Genomic DNA, 26371 nt, shown 5'->3' with positions numbered 1-26371 from the left:
TTACGAAAGATATAATCTTACCGGAAATCAACGGGCAATAGCCAGGGCTTTCTCGCGAATGATTTGCCCAACTGGTTTGTTTTGCAAATGACTTTCCAGCCAGGAGAGGATATCCAAATAAAGAAAGGCCCGTTTTTCGTACGGATGATCTTCGTACTTTTTCAGTTCATCATAAAGTTTTTGAAATTCTGCTTTTAATTCATGTGGATAAATATCCCCTAATTTCCTTAAAAATTTAATCATTTCTTTTTGAACAGCCTGAAGATCATTCATTTTGAGCAGAAATTTATAGGTGCTTTTAAGCTGAACCTCCAGATGATAATCCATTCCTGCCTCATAATGGGCCACTAAACTCAAAACCCTTGCAAAACACATAAGATCTTCCCTCATCTTTAACTTTTTGTTATCAATGATCTTCTTCAGGTATTTTATACAGGTTTTATTATCCCCAACACCAAAATACAAGCAGGCAATTTTATAATAGAATATCATAATGTGATGCTGGTCTATGCGATCGCGATGCTTTGTGATCCCATATTCAATTATTTTTACCAGGTATAATCCCTTGTCAAATGTACCTTCCAGGAAATGAAGATTCAATTTATTTGAATAAATGTATAGGAAAGCCAAAGATGCTATATTGTCATTTTTAGAAAAGTCTTTTTCACTAACGATAGACTCCATCTTTTCAAGTGTTTCTTTAAATTGTGAGCTATATTTAACAAAAAACAAAGATTCCAGTAAATAATGATTTCCTTTCAAAAAGAAAACAGGATTTAAATAGATCATTTTTTTATTATCATAGAAAAGATCTACCCATTTACTGGCATATTTATAACAGGATAAGAAGTCCTGGATCAAAAAACTATACCACAAATGGGCTTTATACAACCATAGCTTCTCCCTAAAACCAAGGTCTTTAATTGAATATTCCGGTAAATGATCTGAGAAATATCGCCTTACCCGGTGAAGGTCTTTATCATTTCGTACATAGCCTACTTTAAGCATCATTCCATATAACTGAAGGGATAAATTAGAAAGTTTGCTGGTCATTACATTTTGCTCCGATAATTTCCTGGCCTGCTGAACCAATTCATCTGCTCTGTCCGGAATACTCCTTGTAATATATTGGGTTTCTATAATTTTTTCCAATTCTACTATTTCATAGGCAATATTTTTCTCTTCGTTATCTATTGCTATTCCTTTAGCTTTATCCAAAATCTTCAGGCTTTGCTTATACAATCCTTTTTGATAAAGTATAGTAGCGAAATCTAACTGCTCCCTTATTTGAACTCTAATATTTTGATTTACAGGATTTAATCTTAAACTAACCAATATCTGTTTGTACAAATGCGCTTTTAGGTTAGAAAGTTGCGTCTTTTTTACAATTCCACTCTCTAAAATGGCCTTTTCATTATAACTCTTAAGTTTATCGAGTAAATTAAAAAGTGCGAGAAATTTGGCATCTGTATTAACCCCAAGACGACCCACATATAGTTTAAATTGTCTCTTTTCAGATTTGGAAAGAGACTTAACTAAAACAAACAATGAATCTTTATGGACATTTGTCATCGTAAAAAATATAATTTATATAGCTGTTTTTCAATACTTTACGAATGCTAAAAAGTATATTAACGTTGTAAATGCATTTTAGGTTTTAAAGCATTTCACATTCCTAACTATATATTCGTATAGTGACTAAAATTATGCAAAAATAATGAGTATGGATAAGGTAGACATTTTTGATACTACACTCAGGGATGGGGAACAAGTTCCGGGCTGTAAATTAGATTCTAAACAGAAACTTGTAATTGCGGAACGGCTGGACCAATTGGGTGTTGATATCATTGAAGCCGGATTTCCAATTTCGAGTCCTGGTGACTTTAAATCTGTTAATGAAATTGCAAAAATTGTAAAGGAAGCAACAGTATGCGGATTAACAAGGTCTGTCAGGAAAGATATCGAAGTAGCTGCTGAAGCTCTGAAATATGCTAAAAAACCACGAATACATACTGGAATTGGCACTTCTGAGTCACACATCAAATACAAATTTAATTCAACCCCTGATAAAATTCTTGAAAGAGCAATAGATGCGGTCAAATATGCAAAAACTTTTGTCGAAGATGTGGAGTTTTATGCCGAAGATGCTGGAAGAACCGATAATGAATACCTGGCACGCGTATGCGAAGCTGTTATCAAAGCCGGTGCTACTGTATTGAATATACCCGATACTACGGGATATTGTCTGCCGGAAGAGTATGGTGCAAAAATGAAGTATCTCAAAGAGAATGTAAAAGGAATTGAAAAAGCCAAACTTTCCTGCCACTGTCATAATGACCTGGGCCTGGCAACAGCCAATTCAATTTCGGGAGTAATAAATGGTGCCAGACAGATAGAATGCACAATTAATGGCATTGGTGAAAGAGCCGGGAATACTTCTCTTGAAGAGGTTGTGATGATTTTAAGACAGCACCCGGATCTAAATCTGGATACGGATATTAACAGCAAATTATTATACAGTACCAGTCAGATGGTCTCACATAAAATGGGGATGGTAGTGCAGCCCAACAAAGCTATTGTTGGCTCGAATGCATTTGCGCATAGTTCAGGAATTCATCAGGATGGAGTGATTAAAAAACGGGAAACCTATGAAATCATTGACCCTGAGGATGTAGGGGTCAACGAATCTTCCATTGTCCTGACAGCAAGAAGTGGTAGAGCTGCATTGGCATACAGGGCCAAAAAAGTTGGTTATGAACTAACAAAAGTACAATTGGATAGTGTTTACACTGAATTCTTAAAATTTGCCGACCAGAAAAAAGAAATTGTTGATACTGATATCCATCAAATCATTGAAGCAAGTCCAATAAATATTGAAAGTATTGCATAAATGAACCTTACAATTGCACTTTTGCCCGGTGACGGAATTGGCCCCGAAGTGTCTGCTCAAGCCGTAAAGTGTCTTCGGGCCGTTGAGGAAATATTTGGTCATCAGTTTAAGTTTATCGAAGGAGTAGTTGGCGCTAAAGCAATAGATAAAACAGGTAACCCACTTCCTGATTCCACTTTAAAATTATGTAAGGAGGCAGATGCCGTTTTGTTCGGGGCAATCGGTGATCCTAAGTATGACAACGATCCTGATGCCAAAATCAGGCCGGAGCAGGGTCTTTTAAAATTAAGGAAAGAGCTGGAACTTTTTAGCAATATCCGACCGGTAAAAGTATTTCCAACGCTTATTGATAAATCTCCGTTGAAGAAAAAAATTATCCGGGGTACAGATTTTGTAATCTACCGCGAACTTATTGGTGGCATTTATTTTGGTGAGAAACATTTGAGCAAAGACGGTACTGTTGCATCGGACTTATGCACCTATTCTGAGGCAGAAATTAGTCGTATAGCTCATATGGCATTTAAGGCGGCCAAAACAAGAAGAAAGAAAGTAACACTTGTGGACAAGGCAAATGTCCTGGAATCTTCAAGACTCTGGCGAAAAGTAGTATCTAAAATTGGAGAAAGTTACCCGGAAGTTGCTTTGGAATTCTTATTTATAGATAATGCAGCAATGCAACTTATTTTAAATCCGAGTCAATTTGATGTCATACTGACTGAAAATATGTTTGGCGATATTCTTTCTGACGAGGGAAGTGTAATTGGGGGTTCAATCGGACTCCTGCCTTCTGCCTCAGTGGGCGAAAGCCATGCACTCTTTGAGCCAATTCATGGTTCTTATCCACAGGCTAAAGATAAAGATATTGCCAACCCTATAGCTTCAATTTTATCTACGGCTATGCTGCTAGACCATTTTAAGCTGGATGAAGAGTCAAAAGCAGTTGTAATAGCCGTACTTAAGTCCATGAAAAATGACATTGTAACTCCTGATTTGGATAAAAACAGCAAATATGGAACCAATGATGTAGGTGATTTTATTTCCAGCAATATCAGGGAATTAGATGATCATCCTACAATCAACAGGGAGAATATTTGGCTGGGTAAATCTACCATAATTTAAGAAGGGTATTATTTAATGATCCCTAAGTTACCTCACCTAAATTTTGAATTATTCACTTAAGAGCAAATCAATATAATCCTCAAAATCTTCCTTAAATTCAATATACTTTTCTCCGGTAGCAGGCCCGTTAAATCCTGTATGAATCTTCCTTACCTTTCCGCCTTTATCAATAAAAATGGTTGTTGGGTATGACAAAATATGATTTAACATAGGTAGTTTTTCATTTGCCTTAATTTTATCTGAACTGCCATACTGGGCAAGAAGAATTGGATAGGGAACCCCTACTCTGCTTTTTATTCTTTCTATTCTTTGAAACGCCAGGTCTTTGGTTTTGGCATACTCGAAAGCTAATGCAACGACTTCTAAATTGTCTTGTTTCCCGGTTTTTATATAATCCGACAAAAATCTGGTTTCATCAAGGCAATTCGGACACCAGGTTCCCATGATTTGAATGATTACCACTTTCTCTTTAAATCTGGAATCCTCCAGTGAAATGAGATTATCATTGGTGTCAGGAAACGAAAACTGCAATTCATCATATCCTTCTTTTAAAAATGTGAGCGATTCCGCATCAGCCAATTCAAATTCGTCATTCCTGAGAGCAATAAAAGGTTCTTTAAAATGATTTCCTGAATAAAAAGTACCGCTTAAACTACTATCCGTCACCTTTGCGGTAAACAAAAAAGCATGAGCTCCGTCAAAAGTTGATAATCTTAAACTGTCACCGTCTACAATTCCTTCCAGATATCGATAATCACCGGTGTTGGTTCTAAACGTTCCGGTAACCTTATTTTTTTCCTGTGTAAAAATTCCTTTAGCCAAATACTCCTCATCAGTATCCGGACTGAATTTGGTTTCCCATATCCCCGAAACGTTTAATCCGGCATTTTCTGTGCTACGAAATCTGGTACTATCGCCAAATACGGCATAAAATGGTACTATCCTATCCAGGCTTTCTTTTATAAATTCGCCATTAATAGCTGAATTACTATATGTACCTGAGATATAGCCCTCAAATGCGGGCATTTTTATCTTTATGGTGTCATTATCAATTTCAATCTCATCAACCTGAATGGTTTCTCCGGCATTGTAAATGTCCATCACATAACCTGATTCCTCTTTTCTTAAATCAAAATTAAAGGGAAGGACCTTGTTGTCCATAACCTCCAATTGAGCGAGCCACCTGCCCTCTCTCAGGCCTTCATTTTCAGGACTAACACAGGAAAATAATGTTAAAAAGAGCAGGGAAAAGCAGTAAAATCTTCTCATTGGATCAGTTATATTATTTCATGCGAAATAACGACTAATATCCTTCAATAAAAAATAAAGCTATTCAACGTCCGGTATATTGAATGTGTAAGTCCTTTGTTTTATCTTTGCAGGCTAAAACTAACCAATGAAAATTTCCTATAACTGGTTAAAACAGTTTCTTAAACTCGACTGGGAAGCTGAAAAAATCGGAGAGCTTCTAACCAATTTAGGACTTGAAGTAGAAGGTATTTCCCAATTCGAGTCTATTCCAGGTTCTTTAGAGGGTATAGTAGTGGGTCATGTCTTAAGCTGCAAAAAGCATCCGGATGCCGATAGGTTAAAACTCACTATGGTTGATATTGGTTTAGAAAAACCTGTTCAAATAGTTTGTGGTGCACCAAATGTGGCCGAGGGCCAAATGGTTCCTGTGGCTACAATAGGATCTACACTGTATACCAATGAGGGCAAAACCCTGGTGATTAAGAAAGGGAAAATTCGAGGGGTTGAGAGTCATGGAATGATCTGTGCCGAAGATGAGCTGGGTTTAGGTGACAGCCACGAAGGCATTATGGTTTTAAGTGAAGCCCTTATACCGGGAACAGCCTGTTCTGAAATATTTAAAATAGAGAAAGATGAAGTTTTTGAAATAGGCTTAACACCAAACAGAGCTGATGCCATGAGTCATCATGGAGTGGCCAGGGATTTGAAGGCAGGACTGAATCAAAGAGATATACAAACCGAACTTATCACTCCTTCTGTAAGTAATTTCAACGTTGAAAACAGATCGCTAAAAATAGATGTTTCCGTTGAGGATAATACCCTGGCACCGAGGTACTGTGGCGTAACTCTTAGTAACCTAATTGTACAACCTTCTCCGGATTGGTTAAAAAACAGATTGCGTGCTATTGGCTTAAGTCCTATCAATAACGTTGTAGATGCCACAAATTACGTTCTGCACGAATTAGGACAGCCCCTGCACGCATTTGATGCTGACAGAATTCAGGGTAAAAAGATCGTTGTTAAAACTTTACCATCCGGAACTAAATTTATGACCCTGGATGGCGAAGAACGCATATTGGATGAGGAAGACCTAATGATTTGCGATGAGGAAAAGCCAATGTGTATCGCCGGTGTTTTTGGAGGCATTAATACAGGTGTAACGGAAAGTACCAAATCAATATTTCTTGAAAGCGCCTATTTCGATCCTGTTTCCATCAGGAAAACTGCCAAACGCCATGGATTAAATACAGACGCTTCATTTCGTTTTGAAAGAGGGGTCGATATAAATAATGTTGAGTATTGCCTGCGCAGGGCGGCCTTATTAATACGTGAGATCACCGGAGGAGATATTACATCTGATATAATTGATCTATATCCCCGAAAAAAAGATGATTATCAGGTATTTCTTTCTTTCGAAAAAATTGATACTTTAATTGGTCAGAAAATACCGGCAGACACTATTAAGTCCATTTTAGCCTCCCTGGATATTCAGGTTAAAAATTCAACGGAATCCGGATTGGGACTGCTTATACCGTTTTACAGAGTAGATGTGCAAAGAGAGGTAGATGTAATTGAGGAAATTTTGCGGGTTTACGGTTATAACAACATTGATTCCAAGGAAAAGCTAAATGCTTCTATTGCAAGCAGTACGCGCTTTGAAGATCATAAACTCGAAAAACTAATTGGTGACATGTTGGCTGCGAGAGGTTTTTATGAAATTTTAACCAATAGCCTAACCACTCCTGATAATGATACTTTGTTGGGAAATGATTCTGAAGAATCGAGGGTCACAATTTTAAACCCTTTGAGTACAGATTTGTCCGTTTTGAGACAAACCATGTTATTTACCGCTTTGGAAACAGTTTCTTATAATATAAACAGAAAAAAACAGAACCTTAATTTTTTCGAGTTCGGGAAAACCTACCAACGCACAAAGTCGGAGTATTCAGAATTCAAGCACTTAAGCTTAATTGTCACAGGTATCCGTAATGAGAACAGCTGGATCTCTCCTTCGAAGCCTACAGATTTTTATTTTCTAAAAGCAGCTGTTGAATTGGTTTTAGAGCGCCTTGGTATTGTAGATTACCAATCTTCCTTCAAGCAAAATAGCATTTTTCTTGAAGGCCTATGTCTTAAAAAGAATAATGCTGAGTTGGTCTCTTTTGGAATGGTTCAAAAATCTATTTTAAAAGAGTTTGATATTAAACAGGATGTCTTTTATGCTGATTTTAATTGGGACGAATTATCAGAGATAATACGCAATAGCAAAATAATTTTTGAGAATATTCCCCGGTATCCGGAGGTTAAAAGAGATCTGGCTTTATTATTGGACAACAATATTTCGTTTGATGAAATCAAAACCATTGCATACGATACAGAAAGAAATCTGCTAAAAAATATTACACTTTTTGACGTTTATACCGGGAAGAATCTTCCTCCGGAAAAAAAATCTTACGCAGTAGGATTTACCATTGGGGATCCCCGTAAAACATTAACGGATAAGCAGATCGATAAGATCATGAAAAAATTACAACAACGATTTGAAAAGGAGTTAGGCGCTGAGCTGCGATAGACTATAATTGATTTGGTATAATTACCCTGTCTATTACATGAATCACTCCATTACTTTGATTGAAATCCGCAGAGGTTATCCTGGCAATATTTCCAAAACAGTCTGTTAGAACAATGTCAACTCCATCCATCGTAACCAATAGCTCATTACCCTGAACCGTAGTCAAGCTCGCAGTACCTTTACCACTACACATTGCCTTTAATATTTTTGATGCCGTAAGGTTACCTGCAACGATATGGTAAGTAACAAAAGATTGCAGTGCCCTTTTATTTTCAGGTCTCAGTAGTTCAGTTATTTTTTCTGAAGACATTTTCTCAAAGGCTCCGTCTGAAGGGGCAAAAACGGTAAATGGACCTTCTCCTGCAAGTGTTTCTTCCAGATCAGCTGCTTTTAAGGCAGTAAGAAGTATTTTGTGAATTTGAGATTCCTCAGTGCTTCGAATGATTGTTTTTTCCGTATGATCATTTTTGGAGGAAACCAGAGAAGTTTGAGAAAAAGTTGTTAAAGATACCATTATGGCGAGCAGGCTAAGGGGGGTTGCCAAAATTTTCATAGGTATCTAATTTATATTGTTCGGAATTATCGATGAACGGTAAAGAAAGCCCGACAAGATACAATTATGAAGCAGAGATGCAACAAGTTGAAAATGCATTTGAAAGAATTTAACAAAATATTAACATTGATGAAATGTTAAACAGAATTTGTATCATAAAGTCAATTCATTATTTTTGAGTCCATTGCTAGAAAAAGAAACTTATGTTATTTAAACCCACGAATATTCAGGAGCAACTTCATAAGACCAAACTTCAGTTCTCCGAAGAACAAATTATTAGGGAAGTCTATTTGCTCTTGCAGAAATCTGCCAGGAAAGAAGAGAAAATTCTGAAGAAAATATCGGGCAACACCAGTCGAGTAGAAAATAGTTTCAACTTCGATCTGCTGGAGACAGATAGAATTTTTCACATTGATCAAATTAAGGAAATCTGTATTAACTACAGGCTTAGGTTTTTAGACTCAAAATATTTTAAGGGTGAAATTCCTCATAAAACAATTAGTAAGATTAAATTACTGGAAGAAAAACATGAAATGGAAATTGAGGGTTTTAAAATAGTAGCACCTTCAAAGCTTTTTAAATTAGCGGATAAAGATGATCCTTTATTATTTGCGCCAATCGGGAATGGATATTTCTATTTAATTGATAAATGGGGGAATGATCTGCATCCTATGCGCCGCATTCTGGTTTGGCCCTTTAAGAACATTGTCAATCTAACCTTGCTTGTTGTTTTAATTAGTTTTCTGACAACGCTTTTTGTTCCTGACGGCCTTTTTTCAAAATCTAATTCCCAAATAGAATTCATGATAATATTCTTTTTCATGTTTAAGTCGGTCGCTGCCGTAGTCATTTTTTATGGATTCGCATTGGGCAAGAATTTTAATCCCGCTATATGGAATAGCAAATATTTTAATGCCTGAACCCAAATCCGGGAACTTCCAAATCAACGCTAATTAAGATCCCTGATGCAGTAATTTAATCTGTGTATAACTGAAAAGGCACCCCATTAACGTCAATATTGTCTATAAATGCCGGATTAGGAATTGGTCTTATGCGTAATAGCCCCCCTTTATCAGGATCACCCGCCTTTTTATATCCAATTAAAACAAGGTTGTTTTTGGCATCATATGAAACCATGGTCGTACTGCCAATTTTGAATTCAACGAGTTGTTCCTGCTCAGATAAAAAATTCTCGTAGTAATACAGAATTGCGGTATTCGTTTGAAAATCATAAACGGCGGGAATATTGGGATATGAAGTCCCGGAATAATCCGTTTGCATTGAATAATATAGATTCCCCTGCTCATCGCTAAAGGAGGCCTCAGAATCTGCAAATCCGGGTTCTTTACCTTCTTCATAACGCGTCGTTTTGACTATCGCCATGGTAGAACTGCTAACAAAATTATGCATTTCGGGATAACTGACTATTATATTACCATCATCAGATTTAAATAGTTTTTGCGCCTCAAATCCGAGATTTATATCTGCAGTAAATTCTTCTTCCTGTGTATCATATACCAAAAGGTAATTTCTATAACTATCTTCCATATCCTCTGATAAAACAAATACCCTGTTATTTGAAACTATTGCCTGTAGGGGTTTTTTATCTATTTCAATATCAAAAAATTCCGGTTCTGTTGGGGAAGAATCAATTATACGAGCATAATAGAGTGTTTCTTTGGCTCCGGTACCCGGAACCTCATAGCCAATGTAGAACATATTACCATAATGAGCGAGTGCGTGGACAATAAGGTCGCAATTTCTCAAATCATCAAAGACAACGGTTTTTTTCAGCGCATCATTTTTAAAATTATATAATGAAATATTGCCAGAACAATCTGCCAGAGAATGAAAGAGACTTATTTCATCTCCATTTCTGTAAGTCACTGAAGGGAGTAAAATACTTTCAAATTCACTTATTCCGGGATCCGGGAAAATAGCTTCAGCATTTGCACTTAGCTTAATGAGTGATAGAAGTCCATTGGTTTCAAACAATAGCGAGTAGGTTGCATCCAAATTCGGGAATTCCTCTTTTGATTCCTGATAGCCATCAGTATTATCACTGCACCCAATTAAGAAAGAGGCAAGCATTACAAAACAAATTCTGCAGGTTTGCATAGCATTAGGATTTGGGAGGTCCTATTCAGCTATACGGGTATTGCATACATTTTATCACGTTGTTCTCGTATAGCCTTGTCAGACATATATTCATCAAACGTTAAATATCTGTCAATAGTATCTTTTGGGGTTAATTCTACAATCCTATTAGCCACTGTCTGAGCGAATTGATGGTCGTGCGTGGTAAATAACACAGTACCCTTAAAATTTTTGAGCGAATTGTTAAAAGCTGTTATACTTTCCAGATCTAGGTGATTGGTAGGTTCATCCAGCATAAGGACGTTAGCCCTTAGCATCATCATTCTGCTTAGCATACATCTAACTTTTTCGCCTCCGGAAAGAACCGTACATTTTTTTAATGCTTCCTCCCCGCTAAACAACATTTTACCTAAAAATCCGCGGATAAATACTTCCTCTCTTTCTTCTTCGGTTTTGGCCCATTGCCTCAACCAATCCACCAAATTTAGATTTTCATTGAAATAATGGGAATTATCGGCAGGCAAATAAGACTGCGTTGTTGTAATTCCCCAGTGAAATTTACCGCTGTCCGCTTTTCTTTTACCGTTGATAATTTCATAAAAAGCAGTTGTCGCCCTCGAATCTCTGGACAAAATAGCCACCTTATCTCCTTTGGCTAAATTCAGATTTAGGTTTTGGAAGAGTAATTCCCCGTCCTCAGAACGCGCAGACAAATTTTCAATATTTAAAATTTGATCTCCGGCTTCTCGTTCCTGATCAAAAATAATGGCAGGGTATCTCCTGCTCGATGGTTTGATGTCCTCAATTTTTAGTTTTTCCAGCATTTTTTTTCTTGATGTTGCCTGCTTGCTTTTAGCAACATTGGCACTAAAGCGCTGAATAAACTCTTGTAATTCTTTGGCCTTGTCTTCTGCCTTTTTGTTCTGTTGTGCCCTTTGCCTGGCTGCTAATTGACTGCTCTCATACCAAAACGAATAATTACCGGAAAATGAATTCATTTTACCAAAATCTATGTCGGCAATATTGGTACAAACCGCATCTAAAAAGTGACGGTCATGAGATACTACAATTACTGTATTGTCATAAGATGCGAGGAAATTTTCTAACCAAGTAATGGTTTCGTAATCTAAATCATTTGTGGGTTCATCCATAATCAAAACATCCGGATTGCCAAACAGGGCCTGAGCCAAAAGAACCCGAACTTTCAATTTCGAATCTATTTCAGACATTAATGTATAATGCAATACTTCAGGAATTCCCAGGTTGGAAAGTAAAGTAGCTGCATCACTATCGGCATTCCAGCCATTCATTTCTTCGAAGGTTACCTGCAGCTCCCCAATTCTATCCGCATTTTCATCACTGTAGTCGGCATATAGGGCATCTATTTCCTTTTTAATATTGTATAAGGGTTTGTTTCCCATAACAACCGTTTCCAGTACAGGTATATCATCATAGGCATTATGATTTTGTTCTAAAACAGACATACGCCTGCCCGGTTCAAGGTTTACACTGCCCGAGGTTGGGTCAATTTCACCTGAAAGTATTTTTAAAAAAGTAGATTTACCCGCTCCATTGGCGCCAATAATGCCATAACAGTTGCCTTGGGTAAAACTCACATTTACTTCATCAAAAAGTATTCTTTTACCAAATTGAACTGATAAATTGGAAACAGATAACATACTTGTATTTTTAAAATTTTTGCAAAAATAGGGAAAAATAATCCTAAGTGGCAATAATCAACAATAGGATTTACTGCCTTTCCCAATTAACAATGATTGTGAACTTTTAACTGTGCATTAACAGCTACGGCCTGTTGGTTTGACTAGTTTTGCGTATTGTAGGTAGCGAAAATTATATGAATAAAGCATTACTATATTTTATTATTTTCTTACTGGCAGCTTGTAATACCTCTCAAAATAAATCTACGGCGGTTTATTTTGGTGGTGAAATTGTAAACCCTACCAGCGAGTATGTTGTTCTGTTCAAAGGAGATATCGCTTTAGATACAGCGTATCTTGACCAGAATAACAGATTTACCTTTCAGTTGGATTCTGTAGATGAAGGCCTTCATCATTTTTATCACTTTCCCGAAGAGCAATATGTGATTTTAGAGCGGGGTGATAGTATACAATTAAGACTTAATACAGTTGATTTTGATGAATCACTTGTTTTTTCAGGAACAAATGATCAGGTAAATAACTTTCTTTTGGAAATGTTTCTTGTAAATGAACAGGAAGAAGAGTTGATTTATACATATTATGAACTGGAACCCGAATCATTCAGGAATAAAATAGACTCCTTAAAAAATATAAAGCTGGAAGCCCTGAACAATCTTTCTTTAGAGGCAGAACTCTCCGATGCAGGTATGGAAATAGCCAAAGCCGGTATAATGTACACTTCCTATATCTTTAAAGAAGCCTATCCGTTTTATCATAAAAGGAAAAAAGGCGAAAAGTCTATGCACAATTTACCCCCTGATTTCTATGATTATCGTGCTGATATAAAGTATGATGAAAATGGACTGAGTTATTATCGACCATATTATAATTTCATGAAATATCATTTAGGAAATCTTTCTTATATGGATTGTAAAAATGGTTGTGAAACAGAAAATATGATGGCTAAAAACCAGCTTCATTTTAATCAACATAAATTAAAGTTGATAGACAGCCTGATAAAACAGAATGAATTAAGAGATAATTTATTCAGGAATGTTGCAATGGATTATTTACTTAAATACGATAAAGAAGAAAATATTGAAATTTTCATTAAGGAATTTCATCAATTGTCCGGGAACAACAGGCACATACATGAAATAAACGGGCTTTATGACGGGGTTAGAAATTTGCAACCTCAAAAGGAACTACCTGAATTTCTTGTATATGATTCTGAAGGCAACAAAGTATCTATCAAAGACATTGGAAAAGACAGAATGGTTGTGTTTTACTTTTGGTCAGCCCCCAGAAAAAGACATTTCACCAATATGATTAATCGGATTAATTTGTTAAAAGAAAAATATCCGGATTATACTTTTATTGGTCTGAATGTAAGAACTGATCATGCCCGATGGAATAACATGCTTGAAGTAAGTCAATTAGATAAAAACGAGCAATTCTGGACTGAGAATTTTGAAGAGGTTGCACATACACTTATAGTCTATGACCCAAATAGAAGTATAATTGCAAATGATGGCATTATTGTAGATGCTTTTGCCAACGTATACACTTCTTTCTAAAGCAGTTGTTTGTAAGACGAATAAACTACTACCTGGCTTATTTCTGCAGTATTTCCCGAATTAATTCCCTTTATTATAATCTGCTAAAAACTTCTCCAGGCCTATATCTGTTAATGGGTGTTTGAGCAGCCCTTCAATAGCAGATAGTGGCCCTGTCATAACATCGGCACCTACCTTTGCACAGTCAATAATATGCATAGCATGTCTTATGGAAGCAGCCAGGATTTCAGTTTCATACCCATAATTGTCATAAATAAGTCTTATTTCTGAAATAAGATGTATTCCGTCTGAAGATACATCGTCTAACCTTCCAATAAACGGCGATACATAGGTTGCTCCTGCTTTGGCAGCCAAAAGGGCCTGTCCTGGTGAAAAAACCAGCGTGCAATTTGTTCGAATACCCTTATCTGCAAAATACTTAAGGGCTTTTACCCCATCACGGATCATCGGAACTTTAACTACAATTTGTTCATGCAAATCTGCCAGCGCTTCTCCCTCTCTGATCATTCCTGCCAAATCTGTTGCAATAACCTCTGCAGATACATCCCCATCAACAATATTGCAGATATCCACATAATGTTTTAAAATATTATTCTTTCCGGTAATCCCTTCCTTTGCCATCAAAGAAGGGTTAGTCGTAACCCCATCTAAAATACCAAGTTCCTGAGCATCTCTGATCTGGTCTATATTGGCAGTATCAATAAAAAATTTCATATATTTCTTTGGTTTAAATGACTATTGAAAGCTGCGCGGAAACTTCTAAAACGCAGGCACACAAAACTACAATTTATAATGATTCAATAACAGGCGTTCATAAACTTTATCCGGCAATATTTTCTTTAAAACCAATGAAAATTTTTGCATTGGACTTCCAACTTTATAATGAACTTTCGGGTTTTTGGTATTGATGATTTTTAGCACCATTTCGGCAACCTTAACAGGATCCTCACCTTCATTTACATGTTCATCTATAATTGCCAGTGATTTACTATATGATTTATAATAAGGTGAAGAGTGAACAGCAGGTGCATGGTAGCGGCCGGCTGCTATATTGGTTGCGAAATCACCAGGTGCCAGATTCGTAATCTTAACCCCAAAGTCTTTGGTCTCCATTCTCAGTGCTTCCGTTAGTATTTCTAAGGCACCTTTGCTGGCCGAATAAATTCCTCGGTAAGGTAATCCCATATATCCGGCTATTGAAGTAATATTTATTATTAAGCCCGACTTTTGCTTGCGCATAAACGGTAACACCGCTCTTATTAAATTTATAGGTCCGTTGAAATTAGTGTCAAACACTTTTTTGATTTCCATTTCCGGAGTTTCCTCAATCGGACCTGTTATTCCAATGCCGGCATTATTTATAAGTACATCAATAAAACCCTCCGAGATCATTAATTTTTTTATTGCCTGCTCAATACCCTCAGAATCCCGGACATCTAATTCTATGAGTTGAAAATCGGAAAATTCAGAATGGTTTTTCAAGTTGCGGGTAGTACCAAAAACTTTATATCCTCTCGATTGAAGATACACACCTACAGACCTGCCAATTCCTGATGAACCCCCTGTTATTAAAACAATTTTTTGTCTCATATGCCCTGCAAATAAACGAATAAAAAGGAGAGGAAGAAAATACTGAAATCCATTTTCAGTGCTCGTGCAGTAAATTTTGTTAGCATCAAGAATGTGCCTGAAACACAAAATATACCGTATAAAAAAAGGCAAGCTACCTACATCGCACCGCTACAACCTCTTACCCTTGCTGCGTTCCCACCCTGGGGGATTCAGAGGGAGCTGGTCGTGTAGGACTTGCCTCATGCAAATATACGACCAATTTAAATCTGGAACAATCCTTTTACATTCTAATTTTAGTTCCAAAGCATTTAAATAAATAATACTTTTGCGTACAGATGCTTACAGTATTGAGCTGATTATTAATTAACCCCAGAAGTAAAATAGCATATGAATTTCATCAAGTTTTTCATTCCCATTGCAATGGCCATTTTGATCTTAGCCTGCGAAGGTGAACAAAAACCCAAACAGTTATTTGAAATTGAGTTAGCGGGTAAAACAAGGGATTATAAAAACCAGGAGTCCGTAGCTGTTACGATTAAGAACAAAAAAGGTAAAACTATAGATAAAGTCAGCTATTCCATCGACGGGAATATTTTGGAATTGAAAGAAGGTAAATTACATCTCGATGTAACACGCCTGGGACAAAAAGAATTGAAGGCCGTTATTGAATATGAAGGAAATACAGCAGAAATAACTAAAAAGATAAGGGTTTTAGCAAGCGTTGCCCCTGAAATTTACACCTATGAAATTATCAATGAATATCCACACGATTTAAATTCTTTTACCCAGGGATTAGAGTTTTATAATGATACCTTATACGAAAGTACAGGTAGTGGTGGAAATGCCAGATCTTTTATTAGAAAGTTAGATTTCAAGACAGGCAATGTTTTGCAACATAAAGATCTTGATAAAGAATATTTTGGGGAAGGAATTACTATATTGAATGATAAGCTATACCAGCTCACATGGCGCTCCAGTATAGGTTTTGTATACCAACTTTCTGATTTTAAAGAAATTAGCCGTTTTCAATATGCCGAGAGTAAAGAAGGTTGGGGCCTGTGCAATGACGGTAAAATGATTTATAAGAGCGACGGTACTGAAAAAATATGGTTGCTAGATCCTGAAACGATGGCAGAAGTAAGCTACATTGAAACAGTCACCAATAAATCTATTTTTAATAAAGCGAATGAATTGGAATATGTAGATGGAAAAATATATGCCAATGTATGGCAGAAGGAAAGTATGATGATCATTGATGCAGAGAGCGGTGCCATTATTGGAGTAATAAATATGGCCGGATTGAAAAATAGAGTTAAAAAACATGATAATCTTGATGTTTTGAACGGAGTGGCTTATAACCCTGACAGAGATACATTTTTTGTCACCGGAAAAAACTGGGATAAGCTCTTTGAAATAAAGATCAAAAAGAAATAGAATGGAGGCATTTGAAAAAACGCTGGTTGTTCAATCTGATGATCTGGATGACCTGAATCATGTAAATAATGTCCGCTATGTTCAATGGATTCAGGATATTTCTAAAGAACATTGGCAACACCTGACATCTGCAGAGCTTCAGCAACGTTTTATTTGGGTGGTACTTAATCACAACATTACCTATAAAAGCGCAGCCGGGCTTGATGACACTATTCTTCTTAAAACATATATTGAAAATTCAAAAGGAGCTATTTCAACAAGGATTGTTGAGATGTACAACGCCAAAACGAATGCACTTTTAGTTCATTCAAAAACCACCTGGTGCCTTCTAAATCCGGAAACACTCAAACCTATACGAATTACAGAGGAAATACGTTCTATTTTTGCAGATGTGACAAGGAATCCTAGTTGAATTGATATGCGTCAAAGGCTGTTCATTATACCAATCCTGATTATACTACTTCTCTGGTGCTCATGCAGGAAAGATTTTCAATACGATATCAGTTCCGGCAATTTAGATTTTTCAAAAGATACCGTTTATTTAGACACCGTTTTTACAAATATTGGCAGTAGTACGTATTCTCTAAAAGTCTACAACAGGTCAAATAGCGACATACAAATTCCCAATGTGCGACTTGCACAAGGAAATAACAGTAGCTACAGATTAAATGTAGATGGTGAAGCCGGAAAAGAATTTGAAAATATTCCTTTAATGGCAAAAGACAGTCTTTATATTTTTATAGAGACAACCTTTGATATTTCGGCCATAAACGAAAATGAATTCCTATATACAGATGCTATCCTTTTTGATGAAGGGCCTAAACAACAAGAGGTTCAATTGGTTACCTTAATAAAAGACGCCGTATTCCTTTATCCTTCTGAAAATGCGGATGGAACTAAAGAAACTCTGCTCTTAGGACTGGACGAAGATGGAAATGAAATTAGAATAGAGGGTTTTCTGCTAACCGATGAGCAGCTAAATTTTACGAATGAAAAGCCCTATGTTATATATGGCTATGCAGGTGTGGCACCAGAGAATGTGCTTAATATTGAGGCTGGTAGCAGGGTACACTTTCATAAAGATTCCGGAATATTGGTGGGACAAGGTGCTTCTCTGAGCGTAAATGGGTCCCTAAGTACGGACACCCTGCTTTTGGAAAATGAAGTGATTTTTGAGGGTGACCGCCTGGAACCAGAATTTGCCGAAGTACCCGGCCAATGGGGGACTATTTGGTTGGCGCCCGGCAGTATAAACAATACAATGAATTATGCTACAATTAGAAATGCTACAGTGGGATTATTGGTTGAAGGTGATTTTGCTTCAGTTTCCCCTAAACTTTCTGTTGGTAATTCTAAAATTTACAACACTCTTTCTGCTAATATTTTAGCAAGATCTTCCTCCATTGCCGGGGAAAATATGGTTTTGGGAAATGCGGGAAATGGCTCATTAATTTGTACTAATGGGGGTAATTATTCTTTCATACACAGTACAATAGCCAATTATTGGAGCAATGGTTTCAGATCTGGTGCTGCATTGCAACTTAGTAATTATGATGCAAATGCGGATATAGGAGCTGTTGATCAAGACCTGACTGCTGATTTCATAAACTGCATTGTGGATGGCAATACGTTTCTGGAACTCTCATTAAACTCCAACTTGACCAATTTGTTTGACTTTTCTTTTACCAATTGCCTGATTAAATTTATGGATACAAGTGGTCAGTTCGATGCTGATCCTTTGTACGATTTTACAAACCCTGCCTATTATAAAAATGTTTTCCTCAATGAGGATGCGGGTTTTTTAAATACTGCAAATAACGATTTCAGGCTGGGAAATTCTTCCTCTGCAATTGGCAAAGCAGACCAGGCCACGGCCATATCAGTGCCTTTGGATATTCAGGGAACAGATCGCACTTTTGAACCAGATATTGGTGCTTACGAATATATTGCCAAAGTGCAGAATTAAACCGGATTATCATTTTTTGAAAGAATTTTCTTTCATAAATATTGATATTCAACACTTTATGTAGAAAAACCTTAAATATTCTATGGTAAAAGTATGGTGTCTTCTCAAATAGGTTTACTACTTTGTACCCAAATATCCGGGCATGGAGTATTCTTATACCATTATTGATTCCGACGCCACCTCAAATTTGCAGTTACAGCACTATTTAGAGGACTATGGAGATTTTGTGTGTTCCGGCGAAGCCAGAAACTGCTCGGACGGCTTAAATGCTATTCTCAAATACACCCCTGATGTTGTTTTTATTAATCTGAACGACAAGGCTTTTGAATATTTTCAGATGGTGACAGAATTATATCAGTATGTTAAAAACATTCCAATATTAATTGGGATTTCCAGAAGCAAGGAGTACGCCTACAATGCCATTAAAAACAATTTCTTTGATTACTGGCTGATGCCTTACAATGAATTTGATATTCGCAAGACCTTGTTGCGATTAAAAAAACAACTGCCAAAAGAAGATGTCTCCCATACCCTTTGTCTGAAATCTTACAATGATTACCAATATCTTGATACTGATGAGATATTGTATTTAAAGGCAGACAATAATGCGACAGATTTTATAATGAAAGACGGCAATATTGTTAGTGCCTATAAAACGCTTAAATCCTTTGAAAATCGTTTGCCAGCAAACTTCATAAGAATCCATCAAAGTTATATCCTGAATACTAACTTTGTTTCAGGAATTAATTATGGTAAGTCTTTATGTTTCTTAAAAGTCAGTAAAACAAAACTCCCATTTACCAAAACCTACAAGGAAAATATTGAAGGTTTAAAAAAAATTCTTTCAAAAAACACCATTTCTCCCTCCAAATAATCAAATCCTTCTAAAAACGCCACAAATACTCACAGAAGTAGGCCGTTCACTAATATTCTTTTTTTTACACAATAGTCTTTCGGGATTGCTGCTAGTTTAGTATCAAGCTAGTCAACATTATTTAACCCCTTAAAAATTTTAAACGATGAAAAAAGTTTTAAGCATTTTCGCAATAGCAGTATTCAGTATGGGATTATTTTCCTGTGAAGCAGATAACAGTGCCGAAGACCAGGCCTTATATGAACAAGCCACCGGTGGGGACGATACCCCAATAGTACATAGAGGTGGATGATTTTTAAAATTGAGTATTAAAGTATAGAATATAAACGCAACATACCTTACCAAATAAGAAGCCTTAAATATGCTATTTAAGGCTTTTTATTTATATTGTAATATAGGAGCCATTAGTTTCCAAGTTGTTTTATGATTAACAAAAAATATATAGCCCTGTTAAGTCTTTTCCTGCTTTTTTTTGCCTGTAAACAAAAAAAGCAAGCCCCCTACTTTAATAGTTCAAATTCCGGTTCAGACAGCACCGCCATATGGATTAAAAATGGGACAGATGCAACACTTCCTATAGAAGTCAGAAAGGAGTTTTTGCAAAAGGCCTATAAAGAAATTGTTGGAAATTCCAATGACTCATTGCGCCTGCATTATTTATCCGAGCTCTCTTTGGTATATCTTACCTTGAAGGATTCCGTAAACTTCAGAAAGGTCAACGATAAAGCAATACTGCTTTCCGAAGAAATTAAAGATTCTGTTGTGCGCGCCGGCCTCCATTGGGACCGTGGAGATTTTTATTTTAATTTTTTTATTAAAGACAGTGCTTACTATGAGTACGGGCAGGCAGAGGAACTTTATGTTGGCCTTAAGGATAATTTAAGCAGAGGCTTGGTATTATATAGTATGTCGGTTATTCAAAAGGACATAAAGGACTATACCGGAGCTGAAGGCACTGCTATAAGAGCCATTCAATTCCTCAAACCGTATGAAAGGTTTGACCAGCTTTTTTTGCTATATAACCTGCTGGGCACTATTGCGAAAAGCCTCGGAGAATTTGAACAATCCCGTGACTATTTTGAAAAGGCCGGGGAATATATCCGGAACATAGAATCACAAGAATTAAGGCGAAACCGTCAAATCACACTGGACAACAATATTGGGAATTTGTACAAGGAAAAGGGAGATTATGTAAAAGCTACACCTTACTTCAGCAAATTGTTAAATGCAGATAGTTTAATCTATAAAAACCCGGGGTCCTATGCCCTTGCCCTGGACAATCTTGCTTATTCTGAATTTAAATCCGGGAGTTCCGGGAATGCCGCAGCACTTTTTGAAGAGGCTCTGGAAATTAATTTAAAGGAGAATAACTTAGGAGAAATTCCCATGAATCATTACCATTTGGCGGAATACTACCTTACTAAAAAAGACACTTCCCGGGCCAGGGTTAAAATAGATGAAGCCTTTCTTCTTGCACAACGAAATAATGATAATGAACTCATTCTCGATATCTTAAAACTCTACCCTAAAATAGACCCCGAAAATGCACAGACCTACCTTACCGAGTATTTGGTATTAAATGACAGTTTAGAGGAAGAAGATCGAAAGATTAGAAATAAGTTTGCCCGGATACGTTTTGAAACCGATGAATTTATAGCCGAAAACCAGCTTTTAGCCAGGCAAAGGCAGCTTTGGATAGGAATTGCCATAGGCCTTTTTTTACTGGCTGTTTCCGTTGTGGTTATCATTTCCCAGCGCGCAAAAAACCGAAACCTGCGATTTCAGCAGCAGCAACAAGAGTCAAACCAGGAGATATTTAATCTCATGCTTGCCCAGAGTCAAAAAATGGAAGAGGGAAAACAATCTGAACAAAAACGAATTTCAGAGGAACTGCACGATGGTATATTAGGGCAAATGAATGGTATTCGCATGATGTTGCTGGGTTTAAACAAAAAAGCAGATGACAATGCCATAAGTATGCGTGGAGAGGCAATTGAAAAACTACAAGCGGTGCAGGAGGAGATACGTTCAATTTCTCATGAATTAAACGATGCTTCTTATCAAAAATTCCATAACTTTATAATATCCATCGAAGATTTACTAAAGGGCATTTGCGGAACAGCAAATATTGATTATAACTTAGAATATGATGAAGGTTTTGACTGGGATGCTTTAAGTGGAAATATTAAAATTAACCTCTACAGAATCATCCAGGAGAGCCTTCAGAATTGTATTAAACATGCCTGCGCTAATAAGGTTAATCTGAAACTAGACTTAGCCGATCTTTTGCTTAAAGTTACCCTGAAAGACGATGGGAAGGGCTTTAATAATAGTAAAACAAAAAAAGGTATTGGACATAAAAATATAACTTCCCGGGTACACAAATTAAACGGGGAATGGAAAATAAAGAGCACGCCTGGAAAAGGAACTGTGGTAACCGTGCAAGTGCCATACGAGTTAATGGAATCTGAAAATTTAAGTCGGGTTAACGAAAATATCAAATCTAAAATAGCAGAAAAAGCTTCATCATGAAAACAGTACGGATTTTAGCGGTAGATGATCACGAAATGACCACCTTGGGTTATAAATTTATTCTGGAGGACACAGCATTTGATGATTTCAAGGTTTTCGTGGATACAGCTAAATCCTTTGAGCAGGCTATTGAAAAAATTGAAAATTCGGTTAATTCATTTCTCTACGATATTCTTTTATTGGATATTCAATTAGCACAGGCCACTGAAAGCCCTGCGAAAACAGGCGAAGATATCGGGATAATCGCCCGCAAGGTTATTCCAAAGACCAAAATAGTCTTTATGTCTTCATTTAGTGACAATTACCGAATAAACAGCATTCTAAAAACAGTGGATCCCGAAGGGTATATGGTAAAAACCGAAATAGATCAAAAGTCGCTGCAGGCAATGGTCCTGACCGTAATGAACAATCCCCCCTATTACACTCAAAAAGCTCTGGCAGCTATTCGAAAAAAAATGGCCAATGACGATATAGTTCTGGATGAGAAGGACAAAAAAATTCTCCACTATTTGTCAATAGGCACTAAAACTAAAGATATGGTTAACCATGTCTCCTTATCACTTCCAAGTATCGAAAATAGGAAAAGGCACTTAAAAGCAGTATTTGGTGTTGAAAAACAGAATGATCAGGCCTTGATCACCGAGTCCCGAAACAGGGGCTTCATCTAATTTTACCTGTTATTCCCCTGAAATATATTTTCTGTTTTTTTTTTACATTAATCAATACTTCTTGGTTATAGTAAAACCTTATTTATTCTATGGTTTTTATATAGCCAACTATTAATTTTTAAAATTAATTTTGGTATAAACCCCTTAGTTTTCTGTTATCATGCCAAAGAAACAGGTTAATTTTAGAGATAATCTTCGAATTAAACTAGACGACAACCCGCAAATAAAGGGTTTAGTTGATTTTAAAAAGAGTTTGGAAAAAGATTATTTTTCAGATGTCTCCGTAAGAAATTGTTCTTCAGATACAGCACGAGAAAACTTGGTTATTGAAATGGATTGCAATTTTAAATTGGTCGAAATACTTTCACATTTACAAAAAGGTACCTGGGGCAGCATATGCTCAGAACAGAAAAGCTGGTCTAAAAATTCCCCATTTTCAAGGGCTTTGAGGGAATTAAACAATTTGAATAGCAGGCAGATAGATATTGAAGAACTATCTATTTTCACAATAGATTGTTCTATAATTATTAAGAATATATTTGAAAATAGTATAGAAGAACAACTTCGTCAGATTCTTAAAACTATAGCCCGGCACTATGTCTATTTTTCCAAAAGGCTTTCTGAAACACCTTATGAAATATATATTCCGGTTTTTGAGGAGGACCTTTTTGAAAATGAATCCAAACTAAAGAATATAAGAGCCGGTAATAATAATAAAAAAGACTATTTCCAATTTTGGGGCCTCTATTTTGAGTCAGAAAAAGATGCCTTAATCTATGATCTTAAGAATAAATCTATCATTTACGGTGACCTATATATGTTAAATCACTAAATAAAGCGGAAGATCAATTAACAGAGTATTGATTTTAAATAAAACGCTATTACTAACCCTGAGCAAACAGCGGAAGGTCTTTCATTAATTTATTCACCTTTACTTTTACCTTTGCCACTACTTCCTCTTCCTCGGCATGCGTAATAACTTCATCGATTAGATCAACAATAACAGCCATATCGGTTTCTTTAAGACCCCTGGTAGTTATAGCCGCCGTTCCAAATCTAATTCCTGAAGTAATAAAGGGCGACTTATCATCAAATGGAACCATATTTTTATTGGCAGTAATATCTGCTTTGACCAATATGTTTTCTGCATCCTTACCGGTTATATTCTTATTGCGCAGATCTATTAGCATCATATGATTGTCTGTGCCTCCAGAAATTATTTTATAGTCCTTTGCAACAAAAGCTGCGGCCATAGCCTCAGCATTTTTCTTTACCTGCAGCATATAATGTAAAAATTCATCTGAAAGGGCTTCTCCGAAAGCAATAGCCTTGGCTGCAATAATGTGCTCTAATGGTCCTCCCTGGTTACCCGGAAAAACGGCAAGATTAATTAAAGCAGACATTTTACGCAAACTTCCATTTTTCAACTTAATTCCGAAGGGATTTTCAAAATCCTGTCCCATTAAAATTAACCCGCCCCTCGGTCCTCTAAGGGTTTTATGAGTTGTGGTGGTAACAAAATGACAATGCGGGATGGGATCGTTTAATATGCCTTTGGCTATAAGTCCCGCAGGATGCGCAATATCTGCCAATAAAAGTGCATCCACACTATCGGCTATTTCGCGAAACCGTTTAAAATCCATATCACGCGAATAGGCAGAAGCGCCTGCGATAATAAGCTTAGGGCGTTCTTTTTTGGCTATCTCCTCAATTTTTTCATAGTTTATTACTCCGGTTTCTTTTTCAACACCGTAAAATACCGGACGATAGAGCTTGCCTGAAAAATTAACAGGTGAGCCATGAGTCAGGTGACCTCCGTGTGCAAGATCAAAGCCCAGAATTGTATCTCCGGGGCTTAAACATGCCTGGTAGACTGCGGCATTAGCTTGCGATCCCGAATGTGGCTGTACGTTAGCATATTCAGCTCCGAACAGTTCTTTTGCTCTGTCTATGGCAAGTTGTTCAACCTTATCAACTACTTCACAACCGCCATAATAGCGCTTCCCGGGATAACCCTCAGCGTATTTGTTAGTAAGCACAGAACCGGCTGCTTCCATAACCTGTGGACTCGTAAAATTTTCAGAAGCAATAAGTTCTATCCCGTTTAATTGCCTTTCTTTTTCCTCAGCAATTAATTCAAATATTTGATGGTCGCGTTGCATAACTTTATTCTTATGTTAAATGAGGCGTAAAAGTACAAATTGCCAGACGTTAATAAGAAGAAAATAATATATTTGATAAGGAATTTATCAAACAAAAATTAACAATTATATCATGTCTGTAAAAACAAATGATCCATCAAAAAAAACCTGGCTGGAAGTTGCCCCTAATTCTGATTTTCCAATTCAGAATATTCCTTTTGGCGTATTCCTGACAAGGGATGATGTTATTACAATTGGAACCAGAATAGGTGATTATGCAATTGACCTTGGAGCACTTCATCAATTGGGCTATTTCAATGGAATACCACTTACAGATGACATTTTTCTTCAGGATACCTTAAATGATTTTATTTCAGATGGAAAAAAAACCTGGCGTTCAGTTCGAAACAGGATTAGTGAAATTTTTGACATTACCAACCCAAGCCTTAAAGAAAACGAGGAACACCGTAAAATTGTTCTATTCACTTTAGATGAGATAGAGATGCAACTTCCGGTCCAGATAGGAGATTATACGGATTTTTATTCCAGTAAGGAGCATGCGACGAATATAGGCAGCATGTTTCGCGATCCTGAGAATGCCTTATTGCCAAATTGGCTGCATATCCCTATCGGGTACCACGGCAGAAGTTCAACAATAATCCCAAGCGGACAAAATATTAGAAGACCTTTCGGGCAGACGTTGCCCAAGGGGGCAAGCAAACCTGAATTTGGCCCCTCCAAAATGGTTGACTTTGAATTAGAAATGGGCTTTATTACAACAGATGCCAACAAATTAGGGGAATCTATACCTATTGGTGAAGCTGAGAATTATATTTTCGGACTTGTTTTGCTTAATGATTGGAGTGCCAGGGATATACAGAAGTGGGAGTATGTACCTCTGGGCCCATTTATGGCTAAGAATTTTGCCTCTTCTATTTCGCCATGGATTGTTACACTGGAAGCTCTTGAGCCCTTTAGGGTAGAAAGCCCGGCACAAGACCCTAAACCACTACCCTATCTGCAACAAGAAGGAAAGAATAGTTTTGATATTAATTTAGAAGTTTCAATTACTCCTGAGGGAGGCACTGCTTCAACAATTGCCAGGTCGAATTTTAAATACATGTACTGGACCATGACGCAGCAGTTAGCGCATCATACTTCAAATGGTTGTAAAATACTAAGTGGTGACCTTATGGGAAGCGGCACAATTTCGGGTTCAACCCCTGATTCTTATGGCTCCATGTTAGAATTAGCCTGGCAGGGAACAAAGCCGGTTAGCCTTCAGAATGGGGAAAAAAGAACTTCAATTCAGGATTTCGACACCGTAACTTTAAAAGGGTTTTGTCACAAAGACGGGGTACGAATCGGATTTGGTTCGGTAGAGACCAAATTGCTTCCTCCACTTAAAAGTAATCTATAAAATCAGTACGCTAAAAGAACATTTTAGCGAATTTATACGATACATTA

At 36.8% G+C, this 26371-nt stretch carries 22 protein-coding genes and 1 other RNA gene; 14 read left to right on the top strand and 9 right to left on the bottom strand.

Annotation, left to right across the window (positions count from 1 at the left end; all coding sequences use genetic code 11):
* Window positions 1–27: 27 nt before the first annotated feature.
* Window positions 28–1572, bottom strand: a complete 1545-nt coding sequence (locus G504_RS0107365) for a hypothetical protein (protein WP_019669513.1) — start codon at window positions 1570–1572, stop codon at window positions 28–30.
* Window positions 1573–1717: 145 nt separating this feature from the next.
* Between G504_RS0107365 and G504_RS18380 the strand changes: the two genes are divergently transcribed.
* Complete coding sequence (locus tag G504_RS18380; RefSeq protein ID WP_019669512.1) at window positions 1718–2890, top strand: 2-isopropylmalate synthase; 1173 nt, start codon at window positions 1718–1720, stop codon at window positions 2888–2890.
* Complete coding sequence (gene leuB, locus G504_RS0107355) at window positions 2891–4009, top strand: 3-isopropylmalate dehydrogenase (RefSeq protein WP_019669511.1); 1119 nt, start codon at window positions 2891–2893, stop codon at window positions 4007–4009.
* Window positions 4010–4057: 48 nt separating this feature from the next.
* Here the strand turns inward: leuB and G504_RS0107350 are convergent, their stop codons facing one another.
* Window positions 4058–5278: a peroxiredoxin family protein gene (locus tag G504_RS0107350; RefSeq protein ID WP_019669510.1), complete on the bottom strand. Its 1221-nt coding sequence runs from the start codon at window positions 5276–5278 to the stop codon at window positions 4058–4060.
* A gap of 127 nt (window positions 5279–5405) precedes the next feature.
* Here G504_RS0107350 and pheT point away from each other — a divergent pair, with 127 nt between their 5' ends.
* Window positions 5406–7832 carry a phenylalanine--tRNA ligase subunit beta gene (gene pheT, locus G504_RS0107345; protein WP_019669509.1) on the top strand — a complete coding sequence of 809 codons (2427 nt, stop codon included), beginning with the start codon at window positions 5406–5408 and terminating at the stop codon, window positions 7830–7832.
* Window position 7833: 1 nt separating this feature from the next.
* Here the strand turns inward: pheT and G504_RS0107340 are convergent, their stop codons facing one another.
* A complete protein-coding gene (locus G504_RS0107340) occupies window positions 7834–8385 on the bottom strand; it encodes a fasciclin domain-containing protein (protein WP_019669508.1) in 552 nt (183 codons plus the stop codon).
* 203 nt (window positions 8386–8588) lie between these two features.
* Here G504_RS0107340 and G504_RS0107330 point away from each other — a divergent pair, with 203 nt between their 5' ends.
* The gene (locus G504_RS0107330) at window positions 8589–9305 is read left to right on the top strand and encodes a hypothetical protein (protein ID WP_019669507.1); all 717 of its coding nucleotides are present in this window, start codon (window positions 8589–8591) and stop codon (window positions 9303–9305) included.
* A gap of 55 nt (window positions 9306–9360) precedes the next feature.
* Here G504_RS0107330 and G504_RS0107325 read toward each other — a convergent pair whose 3' ends face one another.
* Together G504_RS0107325 and G504_RS0107320 are read right to left on the bottom strand one after the other, a co-directional pair.
* A complete protein-coding gene (locus G504_RS0107325) occupies window positions 9361–10503 on the bottom strand; it encodes a hypothetical protein (RefSeq protein WP_157473123.1) in 1143 nt (380 codons plus the stop codon).
* Between the two features lie 29 nt (window positions 10504–10532).
* Complete coding sequence (locus tag G504_RS0107320) at window positions 10533–12161, bottom strand: ABC-F family ATP-binding cassette domain-containing protein (protein ID WP_019669505.1); 1629 nt, start codon at window positions 12159–12161, stop codon at window positions 10533–10535.
* Between the two features lie 176 nt (window positions 12162–12337).
* Between G504_RS0107320 and G504_RS0107315 the strand changes: the two genes are divergently transcribed.
* On the top strand, window positions 12338–13717 hold the full coding sequence (locus tag G504_RS0107315) for a TlpA family protein disulfide reductase (RefSeq protein ID WP_019669504.1): 1380 nt from the start codon (window positions 12338–12340) through the stop codon (window positions 13715–13717).
* Window positions 13718–13777: 60 nt separating this feature from the next.
* Here G504_RS0107315 and fsa read toward each other — a convergent pair whose 3' ends face one another.
* From fsa to ffs, 3 genes are all read right to left on the bottom strand, one after another.
* Window positions 13778–14431, bottom strand: a complete 654-nt coding sequence (gene fsa / locus G504_RS0107310) for a fructose-6-phosphate aldolase (RefSeq protein WP_019669503.1) — start codon at window positions 14429–14431, stop codon at window positions 13778–13780.
* Between the two features lie 66 nt (window positions 14432–14497).
* Window positions 14498–15307, bottom strand: coding sequence for an SDR family oxidoreductase (locus G504_RS0107305; protein ID WP_019669502.1), 810 nt, complete (start codon window positions 15305–15307; stop codon window positions 14498–14500).
* 123 nt (window positions 15308–15430) lie between these two features.
* Window positions 15431–15529: signal recognition particle sRNA small type (gene ffs / locus G504_RS19455), an RNA gene on the bottom strand.
* A 147-nt stretch (window positions 15530–15676) separates the two neighbouring features.
* Here ffs and G504_RS0107300 point away from each other — a divergent pair.
* From G504_RS0107300 to G504_RS0107265, 8 genes are all read left to right on the top strand, one after another.
* Window positions 15677–16723 (top strand): glutaminyl-peptide cyclotransferase, encoded by a 1047-nt coding sequence (locus G504_RS0107300; RefSeq protein WP_019669501.1) that lies wholly within the window; start codon window positions 15677–15679, stop codon window positions 16721–16723.
* Window position 16724: 1 nt separating this feature from the next.
* The gene (locus G504_RS0107295; RefSeq protein ID WP_019669500.1) at window positions 16725–17135 is read left to right on the top strand and encodes an acyl-CoA thioesterase; all 411 of its coding nucleotides are present in this window, start codon (window positions 16725–16727) and stop codon (window positions 17133–17135) included.
* A gap of 6 nt (window positions 17136–17141) precedes the next feature.
* Entirely contained in the window at window positions 17142–18689 is a 1548-nt protein-coding gene (locus G504_RS0107290; RefSeq protein ID WP_019669499.1) for a hypothetical protein, read from the top strand.
* 142 nt (window positions 18690–18831) lie between these two features.
* Window positions 18832–19563 carry a LytR/AlgR family response regulator transcription factor gene (locus G504_RS0107285; protein ID WP_019669498.1) on the top strand — a complete coding sequence of 244 codons (732 nt, stop codon included), beginning with the start codon at window positions 18832–18834 and terminating at the stop codon, window positions 19561–19563.
* Window positions 19564–19708: 145 nt separating this feature from the next.
* Entirely contained in the window at window positions 19709–19855 is a 147-nt protein-coding gene (locus G504_RS19640) for a hypothetical protein (protein WP_019669497.1), read from the top strand.
* A gap of 131 nt (window positions 19856–19986) precedes the next feature.
* Window positions 19987–22095, top strand: coding sequence for a tetratricopeptide repeat-containing sensor histidine kinase (locus G504_RS0107275; RefSeq protein ID WP_019669496.1), 2109 nt, complete (start codon window positions 19987–19989; stop codon window positions 22093–22095).
* Complete coding sequence (locus G504_RS0107270; protein ID WP_019669495.1) at window positions 22092–22763, top strand: response regulator; 672 nt, start codon at window positions 22092–22094, stop codon at window positions 22761–22763. The genes G504_RS0107275 and G504_RS0107270 overlap by 4 nt, the downstream gene beginning before the upstream one ends.
* A gap of 160 nt (window positions 22764–22923) precedes the next feature.
* Complete coding sequence (locus G504_RS0107265; RefSeq protein ID WP_019669494.1) at window positions 22924–23595, top strand: hypothetical protein; 672 nt, start codon at window positions 22924–22926, stop codon at window positions 23593–23595.
* 52 nt (window positions 23596–23647) lie between these two features.
* Here the strand turns inward: G504_RS0107265 and glyA are convergent, their stop codons facing one another.
* Window positions 23648–24925: a serine hydroxymethyltransferase gene (glyA, locus tag G504_RS0107260; protein WP_019669493.1), complete on the bottom strand. Its 1278-nt coding sequence runs from the start codon at window positions 24923–24925 to the stop codon at window positions 23648–23650.
* 112 nt (window positions 24926–25037) lie between these two features.
* Between glyA and fahA the strand changes: the two genes are divergently transcribed.
* Window positions 25038–26324, top strand: a complete 1287-nt coding sequence (fahA, locus tag G504_RS0107255) for a fumarylacetoacetase (RefSeq protein WP_019669492.1) — start codon at window positions 25038–25040, stop codon at window positions 26322–26324.
* Window positions 26325–26371: the final 47 nt, after the last annotated feature.

Source organism: Eudoraea adriatica DSM 19308, from assembly GCF_000382125.1.
Classification (GTDB): domain Bacteria; phylum Bacteroidota; class Bacteroidia; order Flavobacteriales; family Flavobacteriaceae; genus Eudoraea; species Eudoraea adriatica.
The sequence above is the reverse complement of the archived record's forward strand: the minus strand, read 5'-3'. Positions and strand labels throughout refer to the sequence as shown.